Consider the following 14,600-nt stretch of genomic DNA (forward strand, 5'->3'; position numbering starts at 1 on the left):
CAATGTGTTGGGAGATGTAGGCCTGTTCGGCCGACGTCGGCGTGCTGGGGCTAGCGCCCAAGTTCTGTCCTTCGGCGTCAGCGATTGAGTGCCGGGGCCTGACTCGGCAGAGTCGCGACCGTCGCCATGTACCGCTGCACCACGACCTCGGCGACCAGTCGGTCCGCGCCCAAAGGCGCCGCTACCGGCATGTTCAGTTGCGCGGCCTCGGCGCACATCTGGTCAAGCAGGAGGCCGGGGGACAGGAACCACGGTGCGACAACGATTTCCGTGGCGCCACGGGCGCGCAATGACTCCGCAGCATCGGCAAGGGTTGTCGGATCGCCGGTGGCGAACACCGTTGTCGCGATCTCCCACTGCGCGGCCAGGGCGCGGGTGCGGGCATTGGCCGTGGGATCGGAGGATCCGACCGCGGTCAGAATGACGCCGGGATTGTCGGTGCCGACCTCGGCCACACGCCGCCGGGCCAGTCGCAGCAGTCGGCCGTCGGCGCCCAGCACCGGAGCCTGCCGGACCCGCAGCCCCGAATGCGCCGTGGACAGCATCGTCGGCAGATCGATTCGTGCGTGATAGGCGTCCGACAACAGCAGTGGGACCACGACCGCGTCCCCGCGCAACTCGCCCAGCACGTCGACGAGGTTCGGCTCGGACAACTCCAGGAAGGCCGGCCGGACATCCAGATCCGGCCTCAGGAGCCGCACCTGCTCAACCAGGCGGCGCGCGTTCTCGGCGAACCGCGGGTCGCGGCTCCCGTGGGCTACAGCGAGGAGCGTCGGGCTAGACACGATTCAGTTCGACATGGCGCAGGGCATCGCCGACCAGCCCCGCGGCCAATGTATTACCGCTCGACGGATCGATCAGCAGGAAGCTCCCGGCTGTACGGTCGTCGACGTACTCGTCGACACTGATCGCCTCGGCCAGGCGAATGCTGATCTGCCCGATATCGTTGAGCTCCAATGACTCCGGCTGAGCATCGGCGGAAAGGTTCTGCTCGTCGAAGCGCTCCACCAGCTCGCCGACTATGGCGGGCACGGTCCGGGTGCCGTGTTTGAGTAGCAGGCGCGCCCCGGCCTTCAACGGCTTGTCGGCCAGCCAGCACACTGTGCCCTCGAGCTCCGAAACAGGCTCTGGCACATCGGCCGAAGCGATCAGATCGCCACGCGAGGCATCCACGTCGTCGGCGAGGATCAGCGTGACGCTGCGTCCTGCCTCGGCCACCTCAAGAGGCCCGTCTGCGGTGTCGATGCCCGCGACCGTGGTGCGCTGACCGGCGGGGGAGATCACCACCTCGTCACCCACGCGCACCGAGCCCGCGGCTACCTGCCCGGCATACCCGCGATAGTCCGGGTACTCGGCGGTGCGCGGACGGATCACGTACTGAACCGGGAATCGCAGGCCGATGGTGCTGGATGCTCCGTCGGATTTGCCGTGCGCCGGAACCGATTCCAGATGCTCGATGAGGGTTGGGCCGTTGTAGAAACCGGTCCGCTCGCTACGGGTGGCGATGTTGTCGCCGTGCAGCGCCGAGACCGGGATCTCCACCACATTCTCCGGTTTCCAGCCCAGCGAGCTGGTCAGCTCGTTGAACTCGGCGCTGATCGCCTCGAAGATCCGGGCGCTGTCGGGCACCAGATCGATCTTGTTTACCGCCAGCACCAGTCGCGGCACACCCAGCAGCGCCAGCACCGCGGCGTGACGGCGGGTCTGCTCGATGACGCCCTTGCGCGCGTCGACCAGCAGAATCACCAGCTGTGCGGTCGAGGCTCCCGACACGGTGTTCCGGGTGTACTGCACGTGCCCGGGAGTGTCGGCGAGGATGAACGAGCGCTTGGGCGTCGCGAAGTAGCGGTACGCCACGTCGATGGTGATGCCCTGTTCACGCTCGGCGCGCAGCCCGTCGACCAATAGCGACAGATCCGGAGCATCGAGCCCGCGCGACTCGGAAGCCTTGGTGACGGCGTCGAACTGGTCGATGAGCACCGACTTGGTGTCGTACAGCAGCCGGCCCACCAGGGTGGACTTCCCGTCGTCGACACTGCCGGCGGTGGCAATGCGTAGAAGATCAGACATCAGAAGTAACCCTCTCGCTTGCGGTCTTCCATCGCCGCCTCGGACACGCGGTCATCGCCGCGGGTGGCGCCGCGCTCGGTGATTCGCGACGACGCGACCTCGGCGAGCACCGCCTGCACGTCGACGGCATCCGAGAGCACCGCGCCGGTGGTCGAACCGTCGCCCACCGTGCGGTAGCGCACCGAAAGTGTTTGAAGCTCTTCGCCGTCGCGCGGCCCGCCCCACGGCCCGGGAGTCAGCAGCATGCCGTCGCGATTGAACACCTCACGCTCATGCGCGTAGTACAGGCTGGCCAGCTGCACGTTCTCGCGGGCGATGTAGCGCCACACGTCCAGCTCGGTCCAGTTACTGATCGGGAACACGCGGACGTGCTCGCCCGGAGCGTGCCGGCCGTTGTACAGGCTCCATAACTCGGGGCGCTGCTTCTTGGGATCCCACTGGCCGAATGCGTTGCGCAAGCTGAAGATTCGCTCCTTGGCGCGTGAACGCTCCTCGTCGCGACGTCCACCGCCCAGCACCGCGTCGAACTTGTTGTCGGTGATGGCCTCCAGCAGTGGAATGGTCTGCAGCGGATTGCGGATTCCGTCCGGCCGCTCGGTCAGACGGCCGTCGGCCAGGTAGTCCTCCACCTTGGAGACCACCAGGCGTAGGTTGTGCCGTTCGACGATCTCGTCGCGGAAGGCCAGCACCTCGGGCAGGTTGTGCCCGGTGTCCACGTGCAGCAGCGCGAAGGGAAGCGGTGCGGGCCAGAAGGCCTTGAGCGCGATGTGCAGCAGCACCGTCGAGTCCTTGCCGCCGGAGAACAGCAGGACCGGACGCTCGAACTCGCCGGCCACCTCACGGATGATGTGAATCGACTCCGATTCGAGGTCGGTGAGTGTTTCGGTCTGGTTCAACACAGACTCCATTTCGGTCTCCGTTGTCGTCATGAGGCGTGCAAACCGCATTCTGTCTTGGCCAGGCCCTGCCAGCGTCCGCTCCGTGCGTCGCCGCCGAGCACGGGCTTGGCCGTGCACGGGGCGCAGCCGATCGACGGATATCCCTCGTCCACCAGTGGGTTCACCAGGGCTCCGTGCTCGTCGATGTATTTCTGCATGTCCTCGTCGGTCCAGGCCGCGATCGCGTTGATCTTCACGAGTCCGAATGCCTCGTCGAAGCTGATCAGCGGCGCGTTGGCCCGGGTCGGGGCATCAACGCGACGAAGCCCGGTCACCCAGGCCGAGTACCCGGCGAGCGACGCGCGAAGCGGCACCACCTTGCGCAGGCGGCAGCACTCGCCGGGATTGCTGGCGAACAGGTCCTTGCCCACCAACTCGTCCTGCTCTGCCACCGAGTGCTCGGGGGCCACGTTCACGATGTGGATGTCATATACCGACTCCACCGCGTCACGGGTGCCGATCGTCTCGGCGAAGTGATATCCGGTGTCCAGGAACAACACATCGACACCCGGACGCACCTGGGCGGCCAGGTCGACGAGTACCGCGTCCTGCATGTTGGAGGCCACGACGTACGTGTGCGGGTCGCTCCCGAAGTTCTCATCGGTCCAACGCAGCAGCTCCTCGGCGGAGGCGTCCACCAGTTCGGCAGCGCCACGCTCGGCCAGCGCGCGCAACGAATCGAGGTCCTTTGTGCTTACGTCCGAGGTCATCGCAAGTCCGCCTCCTCGGCCCGAACTGCCCACTGCGCGAAGCGCTCTCCGTTTTCGCGCTGCTTGACGAAGTTGCGCACCACGCGGTCGATGTAATCGCCGAGCTCGGTGCTGGTGACCTTGTGCTGGCGCAGCTTACGGCCGAAACCACTGTCCAGTCCCAGGCTTCCGCCCAGGTGCACCTGGAAGCCCTCGACGCTGTTTCCGTCGCCGTCGTCGACCATCTGGCCCTTGAAGCCGATGTCGGCGACCTGCGACCGCGCGCAGGAGTTGGGGCAGCCGTTGATGTTGATGGTGACCGGCGTATCGAGCTCGGCGTTCAGATCTTCGAGCCGCTTGTCCAGCTCGGGCACCAGATCCTGTGCGCGCTTACGGGTTTCGGTGAAGGAGAGCTTGCAGAACTCGATGCCGGTGCACGCCATCAGATTCTTGCGCCAGTGCGACGGCCGCGAGGGCAGGCCCAGCGCGTCGAGGCCTGCCAGGAGCGCAGGCAGCTCGTCGTCACTCACGTCGAGGATGATCAGCTTCTGGTACGGCGTGAACCGGATGCGGTCCGATCCGGCCTTCTCGGCCAGGTCGGCGACCGCCGACAAGATGGTGCCGGAAACACGTCCCGCGATGGGGGACACGCCAACGGCGTTGAGCCCGTTCTTGAGTCGCTGCACACCCACGTGGTCGATCGGCCGCGGAGGCTGCACCGGGGCCGGGCCGTCGATCAGTGGACGCTTGAGATACTCGGTCTCGAGAACTTCCCTGAATTTTTCCACGCCCCAGTCCTTGACCAGGAACTTGAGTCGCGCCTTGGCGCGCAGTCGCCGGTACCCGTAGTCGCGGAAGATGCTGACGACGCCCTCCCAGACATCGGGCACCTCATCCAAGGGCACCCACACGCCAAGGCGCTGGGCCAGCATGGGGTTGGTCGACAGGCCACCACCCACCCACAGATCCAAACCGGGGCCGTGCTCGGGGTGCACCACGCCGATGAACGCGACGTCGTTGATCTCGTGCACCACGTCCTGCAGACCGGAGATGGCCGTCTTGAACTTGCGGGGGAGGTTGGCGTACTCCTTCTTCCCGATGTACCGGCGCACGATTTCGTCGATGGCCGGGGTCGGATCGAGCACCTCGTTCAGTGCCTCGCCTGCCAGCGGCGAACCGAGGATCACGCGCGGGCAGTCGCCGCAGGCCTGCGTGGTGTACAGGCCCACCTCGTCGAGACGGCGCCAGATCTCCGGCATGTCCTCGACCCGGATCCAGTGGTACTGCACGTTCTCGCGGTCGGAAAGATCGGCGGTGTCCCGCGCGTATTTCGTCGACAGATCGCCCAAGGTGCGCAGGGCACCGACCGACAGCGCACCGCCGTCGGAACGGACCCGCAGCATGAAGTACTCGTCCTCGAGCATGTCGGTGTTCTCGTCACCGGTCCAGGTGCCGTCGTAACCCGGCTTGCGCTGTGTGTACAGGCCCCACCAGCGGAAGCGGCCGCGCAGGTCGGTCTTGTCGATGCTCTCGAAGCCCTTATGGGCGTAGATGGTTTCGATGCGCTCACGCACGTTGAGCGGGTGGTCGTCCTTCTTGGCCTGCTCATTGGGGTTCAGCGGCTCGTGCTCACCGAGCGCCCACTGGCCCTCGCTGCGCTGTTGCTTGGGGCGAGCGGGCCGGGTCTCGCTGGTTGTCATGGTGCTCCTAACGAAGGCAGGCACAGTCGTGGGCGACACACCGGGGCTGACCGGAGGCGCAGATCCTCACGACCGTTCGGGTGGCTGGTGGTAGGACTGGGGCCAAGTACGTCAGTAGGGGAGACAACACGCGCTACAGACACGCTTCAGGTCGATATGCCGCCGCGCGACAAGGGGGACCTGATGTGTGCTCACGTGGCCAATTGTGCCACGCGAAGCTGACACCCCGCGCCACCGGGCCGTAATTCCGCTCATTGTGAGCAAAACCTCTATTCGGCATGGGGGATTCCCGCTATCGGCTATACAGATTTTTTCTCCCGCCGACCCTGGCACACACTTGAGCGGTGAGGCCCGAAACCATTGCCACCCTGCCGCCCTTGGTGCCGGCAGCCGGGCGCCCTTTCGGGATCTACGTGCATGTCCCGTTCTGTGCCACACGCTGCGGATACTGCGATTTCAACACTTACACCGCCGACGAACTCGGTGATGGGACGTCCACCGCGGGCTGGCTGGAGGCGCTGCGCGCCGAACTGGATCTGGCGGCCCGCACCCTGGACGGAAACCCGGCGGTGCAGACGGTGTTCGTGGGAGGCGGTACGCCGTCCCTCCTCGGTGGTGCCGGGCTTACCGAGGTGCTCGACGCGATCAGTGCCCACTTCACCGTGGCGCCGGGCGCCGAGGTGACCACCGAGGCCAACCCCGAATCCACCTCACCGGCCTTCTTCGAGACGATTCGCGCTGCCGGCTACACGCGCGTCTCGTTGGGCATGCAGTCGGCGGCCCCGCACGTGCTGGCCACCCTGGATCGCGTGCACGCGCCCGGCCGGGCGGTGGCGGCGGCACGGGAGGCGCGGGCGGCCGACCTTGGGCACGTCAACCTGGATTTGATTTACGGCACTCCCGGCGAGACCGACGACGACCTGCGCCGATCCATCGATGCCGTGCTGGAGGCCGGGGTCGACCACGTGTCGGCGTACGCACTGGTGGTGGAGGAGGGCACCGCGCTGGCGCGCCGCGTGCGCCGCGGTGAGCTACCGAATCCGGACGAGGACGCACTGGCCGATCGCTATCAGCTTCTCGACTCCGCGCTCTCGGAGGCGGGCCTGAGCTGGTACGAGGTGTCCAACTGGGCACGGCCCGGCGGGCAATGCCGTCACAACCTCGGGTACTGGGCCGGTGGTGACTGGTGGGGCGCCGGGCCCGGCGCGCACGGACACGTCAACGGGGTGCGCTGGTGGAACGTCAAGCACCCCAACACCTATGCCAAGCAGCTGGGACAGGGGCAGCTTCCCGTCGGAGGACACGAGGTCCTCGGCCCCGTCGAACGACACACCGAGGACGTGCTGCTGGCGGTGCGGCTGAACACCGGGATCGCATTGGCGGACTTGACCGTTGACGAACGCGGGCGGGTGCCCGAGGTGGTGGCCCGTGGACTGGGGGAGCTGGTCGACGACCGGCTGGTGCTCACCGATCAGGGACGTCTACTGGCCGACGGCGTGGTGCGCACCATCCTGGACTAGACGCGCCTAGACCACCCGCAGCTGATCCATGTCGAAAACCCTGGCATGCAGCACAACCCGATTGCGTAGTGCGGCCCGTACGGCCCGATGCAGTCCGTCTTCCAGATAGATGACGCCCTGCCACTTCACGGCGTGCGGGAACAGGTCCCCGTAGAACGTGGAGTCTTCGCTGAGTAGACGGTCCAACGCGAGCACCGTGGTGGTGGTGACCAGTTCGTCGAGGCGGATCTGCCGGGGCGGGATGCGTGACCAATCCCTGGTGGAGAGCCCGTGTTCTGGATACGGCTTCCCCTCGCGTACACCCTTGAAAATCATCGGTGACGAGCCTCCATAACACCTGAGGTTAGCGTGGACGGCCACGGCGGAGGGCCGGTGCGGCCCGGCCCCGTAAAATAAAGGGCAAAATCACGCCCAAGGGAGGTGACCATGGCCAGCGCGGACGATCGGCGCTTCGAGGTACTGCGTGCCATCGTTGCCGACTATGTCACCACCAAGGAGCCGATCGGCTCCAAGGCCCTGGTCGACAGGCACAGCCTGGGCGTCTCCAGCGCCACCGTGCGCAACGACATGGCGGTCCTGGAGGCGGAGGGTTATATCGCTCAGCCCCACACCAGCTCGGGGCGCATCCCCACCGAGAAGGGCTACCGCGAATTCGTCAATCGACTCGAGGACGTCAAGCCGCTCTCGGGTGCCGAGCGTAAGGCCATCCTGAACTTCCTGGAGGGCGGCGTCGACCTCGACGACGTGCTGCGCCGGGCGGTGCGACTACTGGCGCAGATGACCCGTCAGGTCGCCGTCGTGCAATACCCGACGCTCTCTTCGTCCAGCGTGCGCCACCTGGAGGTGGTGTCCTTGTCTCCGGCCCGGCTGCTGCTGGTGGTCATCACCGACACCGGGCGCGTCGACCAGCGGATCGTCGAGTTGGGCGATGTCATCTGCGATGACCAGCTGAGCAGGCTTCGTACGCTGTTGGGTGCGGCGTTGGACGGCAAGAAGCTGTCGGCGGCCTCGGTGGCCGTCGCCGAGCTGGCCGAACAGTCCGACGACGATCTGCGTGATCCCCTCACGCGGGCCGCGACGGTCCTGGTGGAGACGCTCGTCGAGCACCACGAGGAACGGCTGCTGCTCGGCGGAACGGCCAACCTGACGCGCAGCGCCGCCGATTTCGGCGGTCAGCTGCGTACCGTGCTGGAGGCGCTTGAGGAGCAGGTGGTCGTGCTGCGCTTGCTCGCCGCACAGCAGGAAGCCGGCCGGGTGACCGTGCACATCGGTCACGAGACCGCTGCCGAGCAGATGATTGGCACCTCTGTCGTCTCCACCCCGTATGGTGCGGGCGGAGCTGTATTCGGCGGCATGGGTGTGCTGGGGCCCACACGGATGGACTACCCGGGAACCATCGCGAACGTCGCGGCGGTTGCCATGTATATCGGCGAAGTGCTAGCCAATCGCTAGCGATATGTGAACTAGAACAGGACGTAACGAGCACAGTGGCGCGTGATTACTACGGCATCCTCGGGGTCAGCAAGGGTGCCAGCGACAGCGAGCTGAAGCGGGCGTACCGCAAGCTCGCTCGCGAGCTGCACCCCGATATCAACCCCGACGAGCAGGCACAGGCCCGGTTCAAGGAGGTCAGCGTCGCCTACGAGGTGCTGACCGACCCGGAGAAGCGGCGCATCGTCGACCTCGGCGGCGACCCGCTGGAGAACGGCGGCGGGGGCAACGGGTTCAGCGGCTTCGGTTCGGGCTTCGGTGGCCTGGGCGACGTGTTCGAGGCGTTCTTCGGCGGTTCCGCCGGTGGATCGCGCGGTCCGCGTGGGCGCGTGCAGCCGGGGTCCGACTCGCTGCTACGCATGCGTCTTGAGCTGCTGGAATGTGCCACCGGCGTGAGCAAGCAGGTGACCGTGGACACCGCGATCCTGTGCGACGGATGTACCGGCAAGGGCACCCACGGGAACTCGGCGCCGAGCGCCTGTGAGACCTGTGGCGGCCGCGGCGAGGTGCAGACCGTGCAGCGTTCCCTGCTCGGCCAGGTGCTGACGTCGCGCCCCTGCCCGACGTGCCAGGGGGCCGGCGAGGTTATCACCGATCCCTGCCACAAGTGCGGCGGCGACGGCCGGGTGCGCGCCCGTCGTGAGATCACGGTCAAGATCCCGGCCGGTGTCGGCGACGGGATGCGGGTGCGCCTGGCGGCTCAGGGCGAGGTCGGCCCGGGTGGTGGACCGGCCGGCGACCTCTACGTCGAGGTGCACGAAAAGCCGCACGACGTGTTCATTCGTGACGGCGACGACCTGCACTTCACGGTTCGCGTCCCGATGGTGGAGGCGGCGCTGGGCACCAGTGTGTCCGTCGACGCCATCCTGGACGGGCCCACCGTCATCAAGGTCGAGCCGGGTTCGCAGCCGGGCTCGGTGGTGACGTTGCGGGGCAAGGGCATGCCGCACCTGCGCACCGGAGTCCGCGGCAACCTGCACGCCCATCTCGATGTGGTGGTGCCGACGCGACTGGATTCCAAGGAACGCGAGCTGCTCAAGGACTTCAAGGCCCGCAACAAGGAGGGCGCCGAGGTCGTATGGGCCGAGTCTGCCTCCGGCGGGGTGTTCTCGCGGCTGCGCGAGGCCTTCACGGGTCGGTAGCTCGTGGCTGCCGCGACGATCTTCTACGTCGAGCGGGTCCCGTCCGTGGGTGAGCAGGTGGTCCTCGACGGCGACGAGGGTCATCACGCCGCGCGGGTGCTGCGCATGCGGGCCGGTGAGCCCGTGATGGTGTGCGACGGCGCGGGCGAGGTCGGTGACGGTGTGGTTGCCTCCGTCGACCGCGCGGGCCTGACGATCGACGTGACCGGGCGCTGGAGTGTTGGCGCCGCGACTCCCAAAGTGACTGTGGTGCAGGCACTTCCCAAATCGGATCGCTCCGAGCTGGCCGTCGATCTGGCGGTGGAGGCCGGTGCCGACGAGATCGTCCCGTGGCAGGCACAGCGCTGTGTGTCGCGTTGGGACGCAAAGGCGGCGAAGGGTCGGCAGCGCTGGGAGGCCGTCGCCCGCGCGGCGTCGCGCCAGTCCCGGCGGGCCAACCTGCCCATGGTGGCGGACTTGCATTCGACCGTGCAGCTTGCCGAGTTCGTCGGTGCTCGGGTCGCGGGCGGAGCCGTCGTGCTGGTGCTGCACGAGTCGGCGCAGTCCGGGCTCAGCACCCTGAAGGAGCGGTTGTCGTCGGCTCCGGCGGTGGTGTTGGTCGTTGGCCCCGAGGGCGGCGTCGCGGACGAGGAGCTGGGCGTTTTGACGGCAGCAGGTGCGGTTCCGGTGCGTTTGGGGCCGACGGTATTGCGCACCTCCAGTGCCGCCGCCGTCGCACTGGGGGCGCTCGGGGTGCTGACGGATCGGTGGACCGGTGGGCCGCTGGTGCACGGTGAGCGCTAATCGCGTGGAGGCTGACGGTTGCCGGCGGTAAACTCGAAGCAACTTCACAACCCAAGAAAGCAGGCGACCTTAACCACGTGACGAGCCGAGAAGAAGGTGCCGCTGCCCCGTCTGTGTCTACTCCGGACGTACGCAGCAGCGTCGAGATTCCGAACGATCTCATCATGGGCCTGTTGGGTTCAGCTGATGAAAATCTGCGCGAGCTTGAGGACGTCCTGCCCGCCGATGTCCACGCCCGCGGCAACACCATCACCTTCACGGGCGAACCCGCCGACGTGGCGTTGGCCGAGCGGGTGATCTCCGAGCTGATCGTGATCGCCCGGCGCGGTCAACAGCTCACCCCCTCGACGGTGCGCCATACCGTGGGAATGCTGACCAGCGACGGTGACGAGTCGCCCGCCGAGGTGCTGAGCCTGGACATTCTGTCGCGACGCGGCAAGACCATCCGCCCGAAGACGCTGAACCAGAAGCGCTATGTGGACGCGATCGATGCCAACACGATCGTGTTCGGCATCGGCCCGGCCGGTACCGGCAAGACGTATCTGGCAATGGCCAAGGCGGTCAACGCGTTACAGAGCAAGCAGGTCACCCGCATCATCCTGACGCGGCCCGCCGTGGAGGCCGGGGAGCGGCTGGGATTCCTGCCGGGCACGCTCAGCGAGAAGATCGACCCGTACCTGCGGCCGCTGTACGACGCGCTGCACGACATGATGGATCCCGAGCTGATCCCCAAGCTGATGGACGCGGGGGTCATCGAGGTGGCACCGCTGGCCTACATGCGCGGCCGGACCATCAACGACGCGTTCATCATTCTCGACGAGGCGCAGAACACCACCGCCGAGCAGATGAAGATGTTCCTCACCCGGTTGGGGTTCGGCTCCAAGATCGTGGTGACCGGTGACATCACCCAGGTGGACCTGCCGGGCAATGCCCGTTCGGGGCTGCGCGCGGCGATGGACATCCTCGACAACATCGAGGGAATTCACTTCTCGGAGTTGACTAGTGCCGACGTGGTTCGCCATCGGCTGGTGTCGGAGATCGTGGATGCTTACGCGCGGTTCGAGGACTCGGACCTGACAGGCAATCGCGCGCAGCGGCGTGCGTCGGGGAACCGGAGTCGGCACCGATGAGCATTGAGGTCGTCAACGAGTCGGGTATCGACGTCGCCGAGGGCGAGTTGGTGAGCGTGGCTCGTTTCGCCATCGCGGCAATGGATGTCCACCCGGCAGCCGAACTTTCGATGATGCTCGTCGACCTCGCGGCCATGGCGGACCTGCACATGAGGTGGATGGACCTGCCCGGCCCCACCGACGTGATGTCGTTCCCGATGGACGAGCTGGAGCCCGGGGGACGTCCCGACGCGCCCGAGCCCGGCCCGTCGATGCTGGGTGACATCGTGCTGTGCCCCCAGTTCGCGGCCGAACAGGCGGAGGCGGCGGGGCATTCGCTGGCGCACGAGCTCGCGCTGCTGACCGTGCACGGTGTGTTGCACCTGCTCGGCTACGACCACGCCGAACCCGAGGAAGAGCGCGAGATGTTCGCGCTGCAGAACCAGCTGCTGCAGGACTGGTATGAGCAGCAGGCTCAGCTGTACCGCGACAGCCGGCTGCTCGACAAGTCGCGCAACTTCGACGAGTGATGAGCGTCTTGCGCGAAGAACGTTGGTTTTGAGTATGTCTGGCATAGGGCTGCTGCTGGCGGCGATTGTGCTCGTCGGCCTGGGCGGTGCGTTCGCGGCCATCGACGCGGCCATCAACACGGTCTCCTCGGCGCGCGTCGACGAGCTGGTTCGTGAGGAAAGGCCGGGCGCGGTAAGGCTTTCGGCCGTCATCCGGGAGCGCCCACGGTACGTGAACCTGGTCGTGCTGCTGCGCACCACCTGCGAGATCCTCTCGACGGTGTTCCTGGTGGGTTACCTGACCGCCCGGATGAGTCTGGGTGCGGCACTGATGATCTCGGCGATCGTCATGGTGGTGACGAGCTTCGTGGCGATCGGGGTGGGTCCACGTACGTTGGGACGCCAGCACGCGTACTCGATCGCGCTGGGTGCCGCCGTTCCGCTGCAGGTGATTTCGGTGCTGCTGGGCCCCATTTCGCGACTGCTCATCGTGCTCGGTAACGCGGTGACGCCCGGCCGCGGATTCCGCAACGGACCGTTCGCCTCCGAAATCGAGCTGCGCGAGGTCGTCGACATGGCGCAGCAGCGCGGCGTGGTGGCCGATGACGAACGCCGGATGATTCAGTCGGTGTTCGAGCTGGGCGACACCCCGGCCCGCGAGGTGATGGTGCCCCGCACCGAGATGGTGTGGATCGAAAGTGATAAAACAGCCGGCCAAGCCACGTCACTCGCGGTGCGCAGCGGACACTCCCGCATCCCGGTTGTCGGCGAGAACGTCGACGATGTGGTCGGCGTGGTGTTTCTCAAAGACCTTGTGCAGCAGACGTACTACTCGGTGAACGGTGGGCGAGACGTCACCGTGGCCCAGGTGATGAGGCCAGCGGTGTTCGTTCCGGACTCCAAGCCACTGGACGAGCTGCTGCGTGAGATGCAGCAGCACCGCAAGCACATGGCGCTGCTGGTGGACGAGTACGGGGCGATCGCCGGGCTGGTGACCATCGAGGACGTGCTGGAGGAGATCGTCGGGGAGATCGCCGACGAGTACGACCACGATGAGGTCGCCCCGGTGGAGGATCTGGGCGACAAGACGTTCCGCGTTTCGGCCAGGCTGCCGATCGAGGACCTAGGGGAGTTGTACGACATCGAGTTCGATGAGGACCTGGACGTCGAGACCGTCGGCGGCCTGTTGGCGCTCGACCTGGGCCGTGTGCCGCTGCCGGGCGCGAAGGTCGCCTCGCATGGACTTTTGTTACAGGCTGAGGGTGGTCCGGACACGCGTGGCCGGGTGCGCATCGGCACGATCCTGGTGCAGCCCGACCCCGATGCGACAAGCGACGAGAAAGCGGAGGAAAAAGATGACTGAGCTGGACGCCGAAGACAACAAGCTCGTCGTGCTGGCCCGTGGCGCGATGGGTCGTGCCGGGGCGACGTCGGGGGCGGCGGTGCGTGACGGCGATGGCCGCACGTATGCCGGTGCGCCGGTGTCGCTTACGGATCTGTCGCTGACCGCGCTGCAGGCGGCCGTGGCGGCCGCGGTGTCCAGCGGCGCGACGGCCATCGAGGCGGCGGTGCTCGTCGGCGGCTCACACGAGGACCCGGGTCTCGCGGCGGTGCGGGAGCTGTCACCGTCGGCGACCGTCATCGTGACCGACCGCACCGGTGTGCCCGCGGGGCAACTGTGAGTTCGCAGGAATTCCGTTCGGGCTTTGTCTGTTTCGTCGGTCGGCCGAACACCGGCAAGTCGACGCTGACCAATGCGCTGGTCGGGCAGAAGGTCGCCATCACGTCGAACCGGCCGCAGACCACCCGGCACACGATTCGCGGGATCGTGCACCGCGAGGATTTCCAGATCGTGCTGGTCGACACCCCGGGACTGCACCGCCCGCGCACGCTGCTCGGGCAGCGGCTGAACGACCTTGTGCGCGATACGTATTCCGAGGTCGACGTGATCGGGCTGTGCATCCCGGCCGATGAGGGCATCGGGCCGGGGGACAAGTGGATCTACGAGCAGATCAAGCTTGTCGCGCCGCGCACCACGCTCGTCGCGATCGTCACCAAGATCGACAAGGTGAGCAAGGAGAAGGTCGCCGAACAGCTGCTGTCGGTGTCGCAGCTGGTCGGCCCGGATGTGGACATCGTGCCGGTATCGGCCGTCTCCGGTGCCCAAGTCGAGGTGCTGACAGAGGTTTTGGCGTCCAAGCTGGCGCCGGGGCCGGCGTTCTACCCCGATGGTGAGCTGACCGACGAGCCCGAAGAGGTGCTCATGGCCGAGCTGATCCGTGAGGCCGCGCTCGAAGGCGTGCGTGACGAGCTGCCGCACTCGCTGGCGGTGGTCATCGACGAGTGCAGCGAGCGCGAGGGGCGGCCCGAAGGCTCCGAGCTGATCGACGTGCACGCGATTCTCTATGTCGAGCGGGACAGCCAGAAGGGCATCGTGATCGGCAAGGGCGGTTCGCGGCTGCGCGAGGTCGGGACCAACGCGCGCAGGCAGATCGAAAAGCTGCTCGGCACAAAGGTTTTCCTGGATCTTCGGGTGAAGGTCGCCAAGAACTGGCAGCGCGACCCCAAGCAACTCGGCAAGCTGGGGTTCTGAGCGGCGCCCAGAACCCCTTCCCGCCGACACGCCGTGTCGTGGCGGTTTCGTATCGC

The 14,600-nt window shown here is 66.7% G+C and carries 16 protein-coding genes; 9 read left to right on the forward strand and 7 right to left on the reverse strand.

Going from position 1 to position 14,600, the window contains the following annotated elements; all coding sequences use genetic code 11:
- Positions 1-77: 77 nt before the first annotated feature.
- The 6 genes from MYCSP_RS07655 to MYCSP_RS23700 all read right to left on the reverse strand — a co-directional run bounded on the left by MYCSP_RS07655 (position 78) and on the right by MYCSP_RS23700 (position 5,652).
- Complete coding sequence (locus MYCSP_RS07655) at positions 78-785, reverse strand: sirohydrochlorin chelatase (RefSeq protein WP_083014087.1); 708 nt, start codon at positions 783-785, stop codon at positions 78-80.
- The gene (locus MYCSP_RS07660; RefSeq protein ID WP_083014086.1) at positions 778-2,070 is read right to left on the reverse strand and encodes a sulfate adenylyltransferase subunit 1; all 1,293 of its coding nucleotides are present in this window, start codon (positions 2,068-2,070) and stop codon (positions 778-780) included. The genes MYCSP_RS07655 and MYCSP_RS07660 overlap by 8 nt, the downstream gene beginning before the upstream one ends.
- A complete protein-coding gene (gene cysD, locus MYCSP_RS07665) occupies positions 2,070-2,999 on the reverse strand; it encodes a sulfate adenylyltransferase subunit CysD (RefSeq protein WP_083014085.1) in 930 nt (309 codons plus the stop codon). The genes MYCSP_RS07660 and cysD overlap by 1 nt, the downstream gene beginning before the upstream one ends.
- On the reverse strand, positions 2,996-3,718 hold the full coding sequence (locus tag MYCSP_RS07670) for a phosphoadenylyl-sulfate reductase (protein ID WP_088413512.1): 723 nt from the start codon (positions 3,716-3,718) through the stop codon (positions 2,996-2,998). Before MYCSP_RS07670 ends, cysD begins: the two co-directional genes overlap by 4 nt.
- On the reverse strand, positions 3,715-5,397 hold the full coding sequence (locus tag MYCSP_RS07675) for a nitrite/sulfite reductase (RefSeq protein ID WP_088413513.1): 1,683 nt from the start codon (positions 5,395-5,397) through the stop codon (positions 3,715-3,717). Before MYCSP_RS07675 ends, MYCSP_RS07670 begins: the two co-directional genes overlap by 4 nt.
- A gap of 111 nt (positions 5,398-5,508) precedes the next feature.
- Positions 5,509-5,652, reverse strand: coding sequence for an Ms4527A family Cys-rich leader peptide (locus MYCSP_RS23700; protein WP_407661640.1), 144 nt, complete (start codon positions 5,650-5,652; stop codon positions 5,509-5,511).
- Positions 5,653-5,741: 89 nt separating this feature from the next.
- Between MYCSP_RS23700 and hemW the strand changes: the two genes are divergently transcribed.
- Positions 5,742-6,917: a radical SAM family heme chaperone HemW gene (hemW, locus tag MYCSP_RS07680; RefSeq protein ID WP_083014082.1), complete on the forward strand. Its 1,176-nt coding sequence runs from the start codon at positions 5,742-5,744 to the stop codon at positions 6,915-6,917.
- 6 nt (positions 6,918-6,923) lie between these two features.
- Here the strand turns inward: hemW and MYCSP_RS07685 are convergent, their stop codons facing one another.
- Positions 6,924-7,232 carry a type II toxin-antitoxin system VapB family antitoxin gene (locus MYCSP_RS07685; RefSeq protein WP_005060335.1) on the reverse strand — a complete coding sequence of 103 codons (309 nt, stop codon included), beginning with the start codon at positions 7,230-7,232 and terminating at the stop codon, positions 6,924-6,926.
- 111 nt (positions 7,233-7,343) lie between these two features.
- Here MYCSP_RS07685 and hrcA point away from each other — a divergent pair, with 111 nt between their 5' ends.
- The 8 genes from hrcA to era all read left to right on the forward strand — a co-directional run bounded on the left by hrcA (position 7,344) and on the right by era (position 14,544).
- Entirely contained in the window at positions 7,344-8,369 is a 1,026-nt protein-coding gene (gene hrcA / locus MYCSP_RS07690) for a heat-inducible transcriptional repressor HrcA (RefSeq protein ID WP_088415511.1), read from the forward strand.
- Between the two features lie 35 nt (positions 8,370-8,404).
- Complete coding sequence (gene dnaJ, locus MYCSP_RS07695) at positions 8,405-9,550, forward strand: molecular chaperone DnaJ (RefSeq protein ID WP_070911136.1); 1,146 nt, start codon at positions 8,405-8,407, stop codon at positions 9,548-9,550.
- 3 nt (positions 9,551-9,553) lie between these two features.
- A complete protein-coding gene (locus MYCSP_RS07700; protein ID WP_083014081.1) occupies positions 9,554-10,333 on the forward strand; it encodes a 16S rRNA (uracil(1498)-N(3))-methyltransferase in 780 nt (259 codons plus the stop codon).
- Positions 10,334-10,410: 77 nt separating this feature from the next.
- Positions 10,411-11,463: a PhoH family protein gene (locus MYCSP_RS07705; RefSeq protein ID WP_083014080.1), complete on the forward strand. Its 1,053-nt coding sequence runs from the start codon at positions 10,411-10,413 to the stop codon at positions 11,461-11,463.
- Complete coding sequence (ybeY, locus tag MYCSP_RS07710) at positions 11,460-11,972, forward strand: rRNA maturation RNase YbeY (protein ID WP_005060346.1); 513 nt, start codon at positions 11,460-11,462, stop codon at positions 11,970-11,972. Before MYCSP_RS07705 ends, ybeY begins: the two co-directional genes overlap by 4 nt.
- Positions 11,973-12,006: 34 nt before the next feature.
- Positions 12,007-13,314 carry a hemolysin family protein gene (locus MYCSP_RS07715; protein WP_083014079.1) on the forward strand — a complete coding sequence of 436 codons (1,308 nt, stop codon included), beginning with the start codon at positions 12,007-12,009 and terminating at the stop codon, positions 13,312-13,314.
- Positions 13,307-13,633: a cytidine deaminase gene (locus MYCSP_RS07720; protein WP_083014078.1), complete on the forward strand. Its 327-nt coding sequence runs from the start codon at positions 13,307-13,309 to the stop codon at positions 13,631-13,633. Before MYCSP_RS07715 ends, MYCSP_RS07720 begins: the two co-directional genes overlap by 8 nt.
- Complete coding sequence (era, locus tag MYCSP_RS07725; RefSeq protein WP_083014077.1) at positions 13,630-14,544, forward strand: GTPase Era; 915 nt, start codon at positions 13,630-13,632, stop codon at positions 14,542-14,544. The genes MYCSP_RS07720 and era overlap by 4 nt, the downstream gene beginning before the upstream one ends.
- Positions 14,545-14,600: the final 56 nt, after the last annotated feature.

Source organism: Mycobacteroides saopaulense (assembly GCF_001456355.1).
Lineage (GTDB): Bacteria > Actinomycetota > Actinomycetes > Mycobacteriales > Mycobacteriaceae > Mycobacterium > Mycobacterium saopaulense.

Excerpts from the sequence above, each read along its gene's own strand:
- MYCSP_RS07720 (WP_083014078.1), top strand. The coding sequence starts at position 13,307 with ATGACTGAGCTGGACGCCGAAGACAACAAGCTCGTCGTGCTGGCCCGT.
- MYCSP_RS07660 (WP_083014086.1), bottom strand. The coding sequence starts at position 2,070 with ATGTCTGATCTTCTACGCATTGCCACCGCCGGCAGTGTCGACGACGGG.
- MYCSP_RS23700 (WP_407661640.1), bottom strand. The coding sequence starts at position 5,652 with ATGAGCGGAATTACGGCCCGGTGGCGCGGGGTGTCAGCTTCGCGTGGC.
- ybeY (WP_005060346.1), top strand. The coding sequence starts at position 11,460 with ATGAGCATTGAGGTCGTCAACGAGTCGGGTATCGACGTCGCCGAGGGC.
- cysD (WP_083014085.1), bottom strand. The coding sequence starts at position 2,999 with ATGACGACAACGGAGACCGAAATGGAGTCTGTGTTGAACCAGACCGAA.
- MYCSP_RS07675 (WP_088413513.1), bottom strand. The coding sequence starts at position 5,397 with ATGACAACCAGCGAGACCCGGCCCGCTCGCCCCAAGCAACAGCGCAGC.
- MYCSP_RS07685 (WP_005060335.1), bottom strand. The coding sequence starts at position 7,232 with ATGATTTTCAAGGGTGTACGCGAGGGGAAGCCGTATCCAGAACACGGG.
- MYCSP_RS07715 (WP_083014079.1), top strand. The coding sequence starts at position 12,007 with ATGTCTGGCATAGGGCTGCTGCTGGCGGCGATTGTGCTCGTCGGCCTG.
- MYCSP_RS07670 (WP_088413512.1), bottom strand. The coding sequence starts at position 3,718 with ATGACCTCGGACGTAAGCACAAAGGACCTCGATTCGTTGCGCGCGCTG.
- hrcA (WP_088415511.1), top strand. The coding sequence starts at position 7,344 with ATGGCCAGCGCGGACGATCGGCGCTTCGAGGTACTGCGTGCCATCGTT.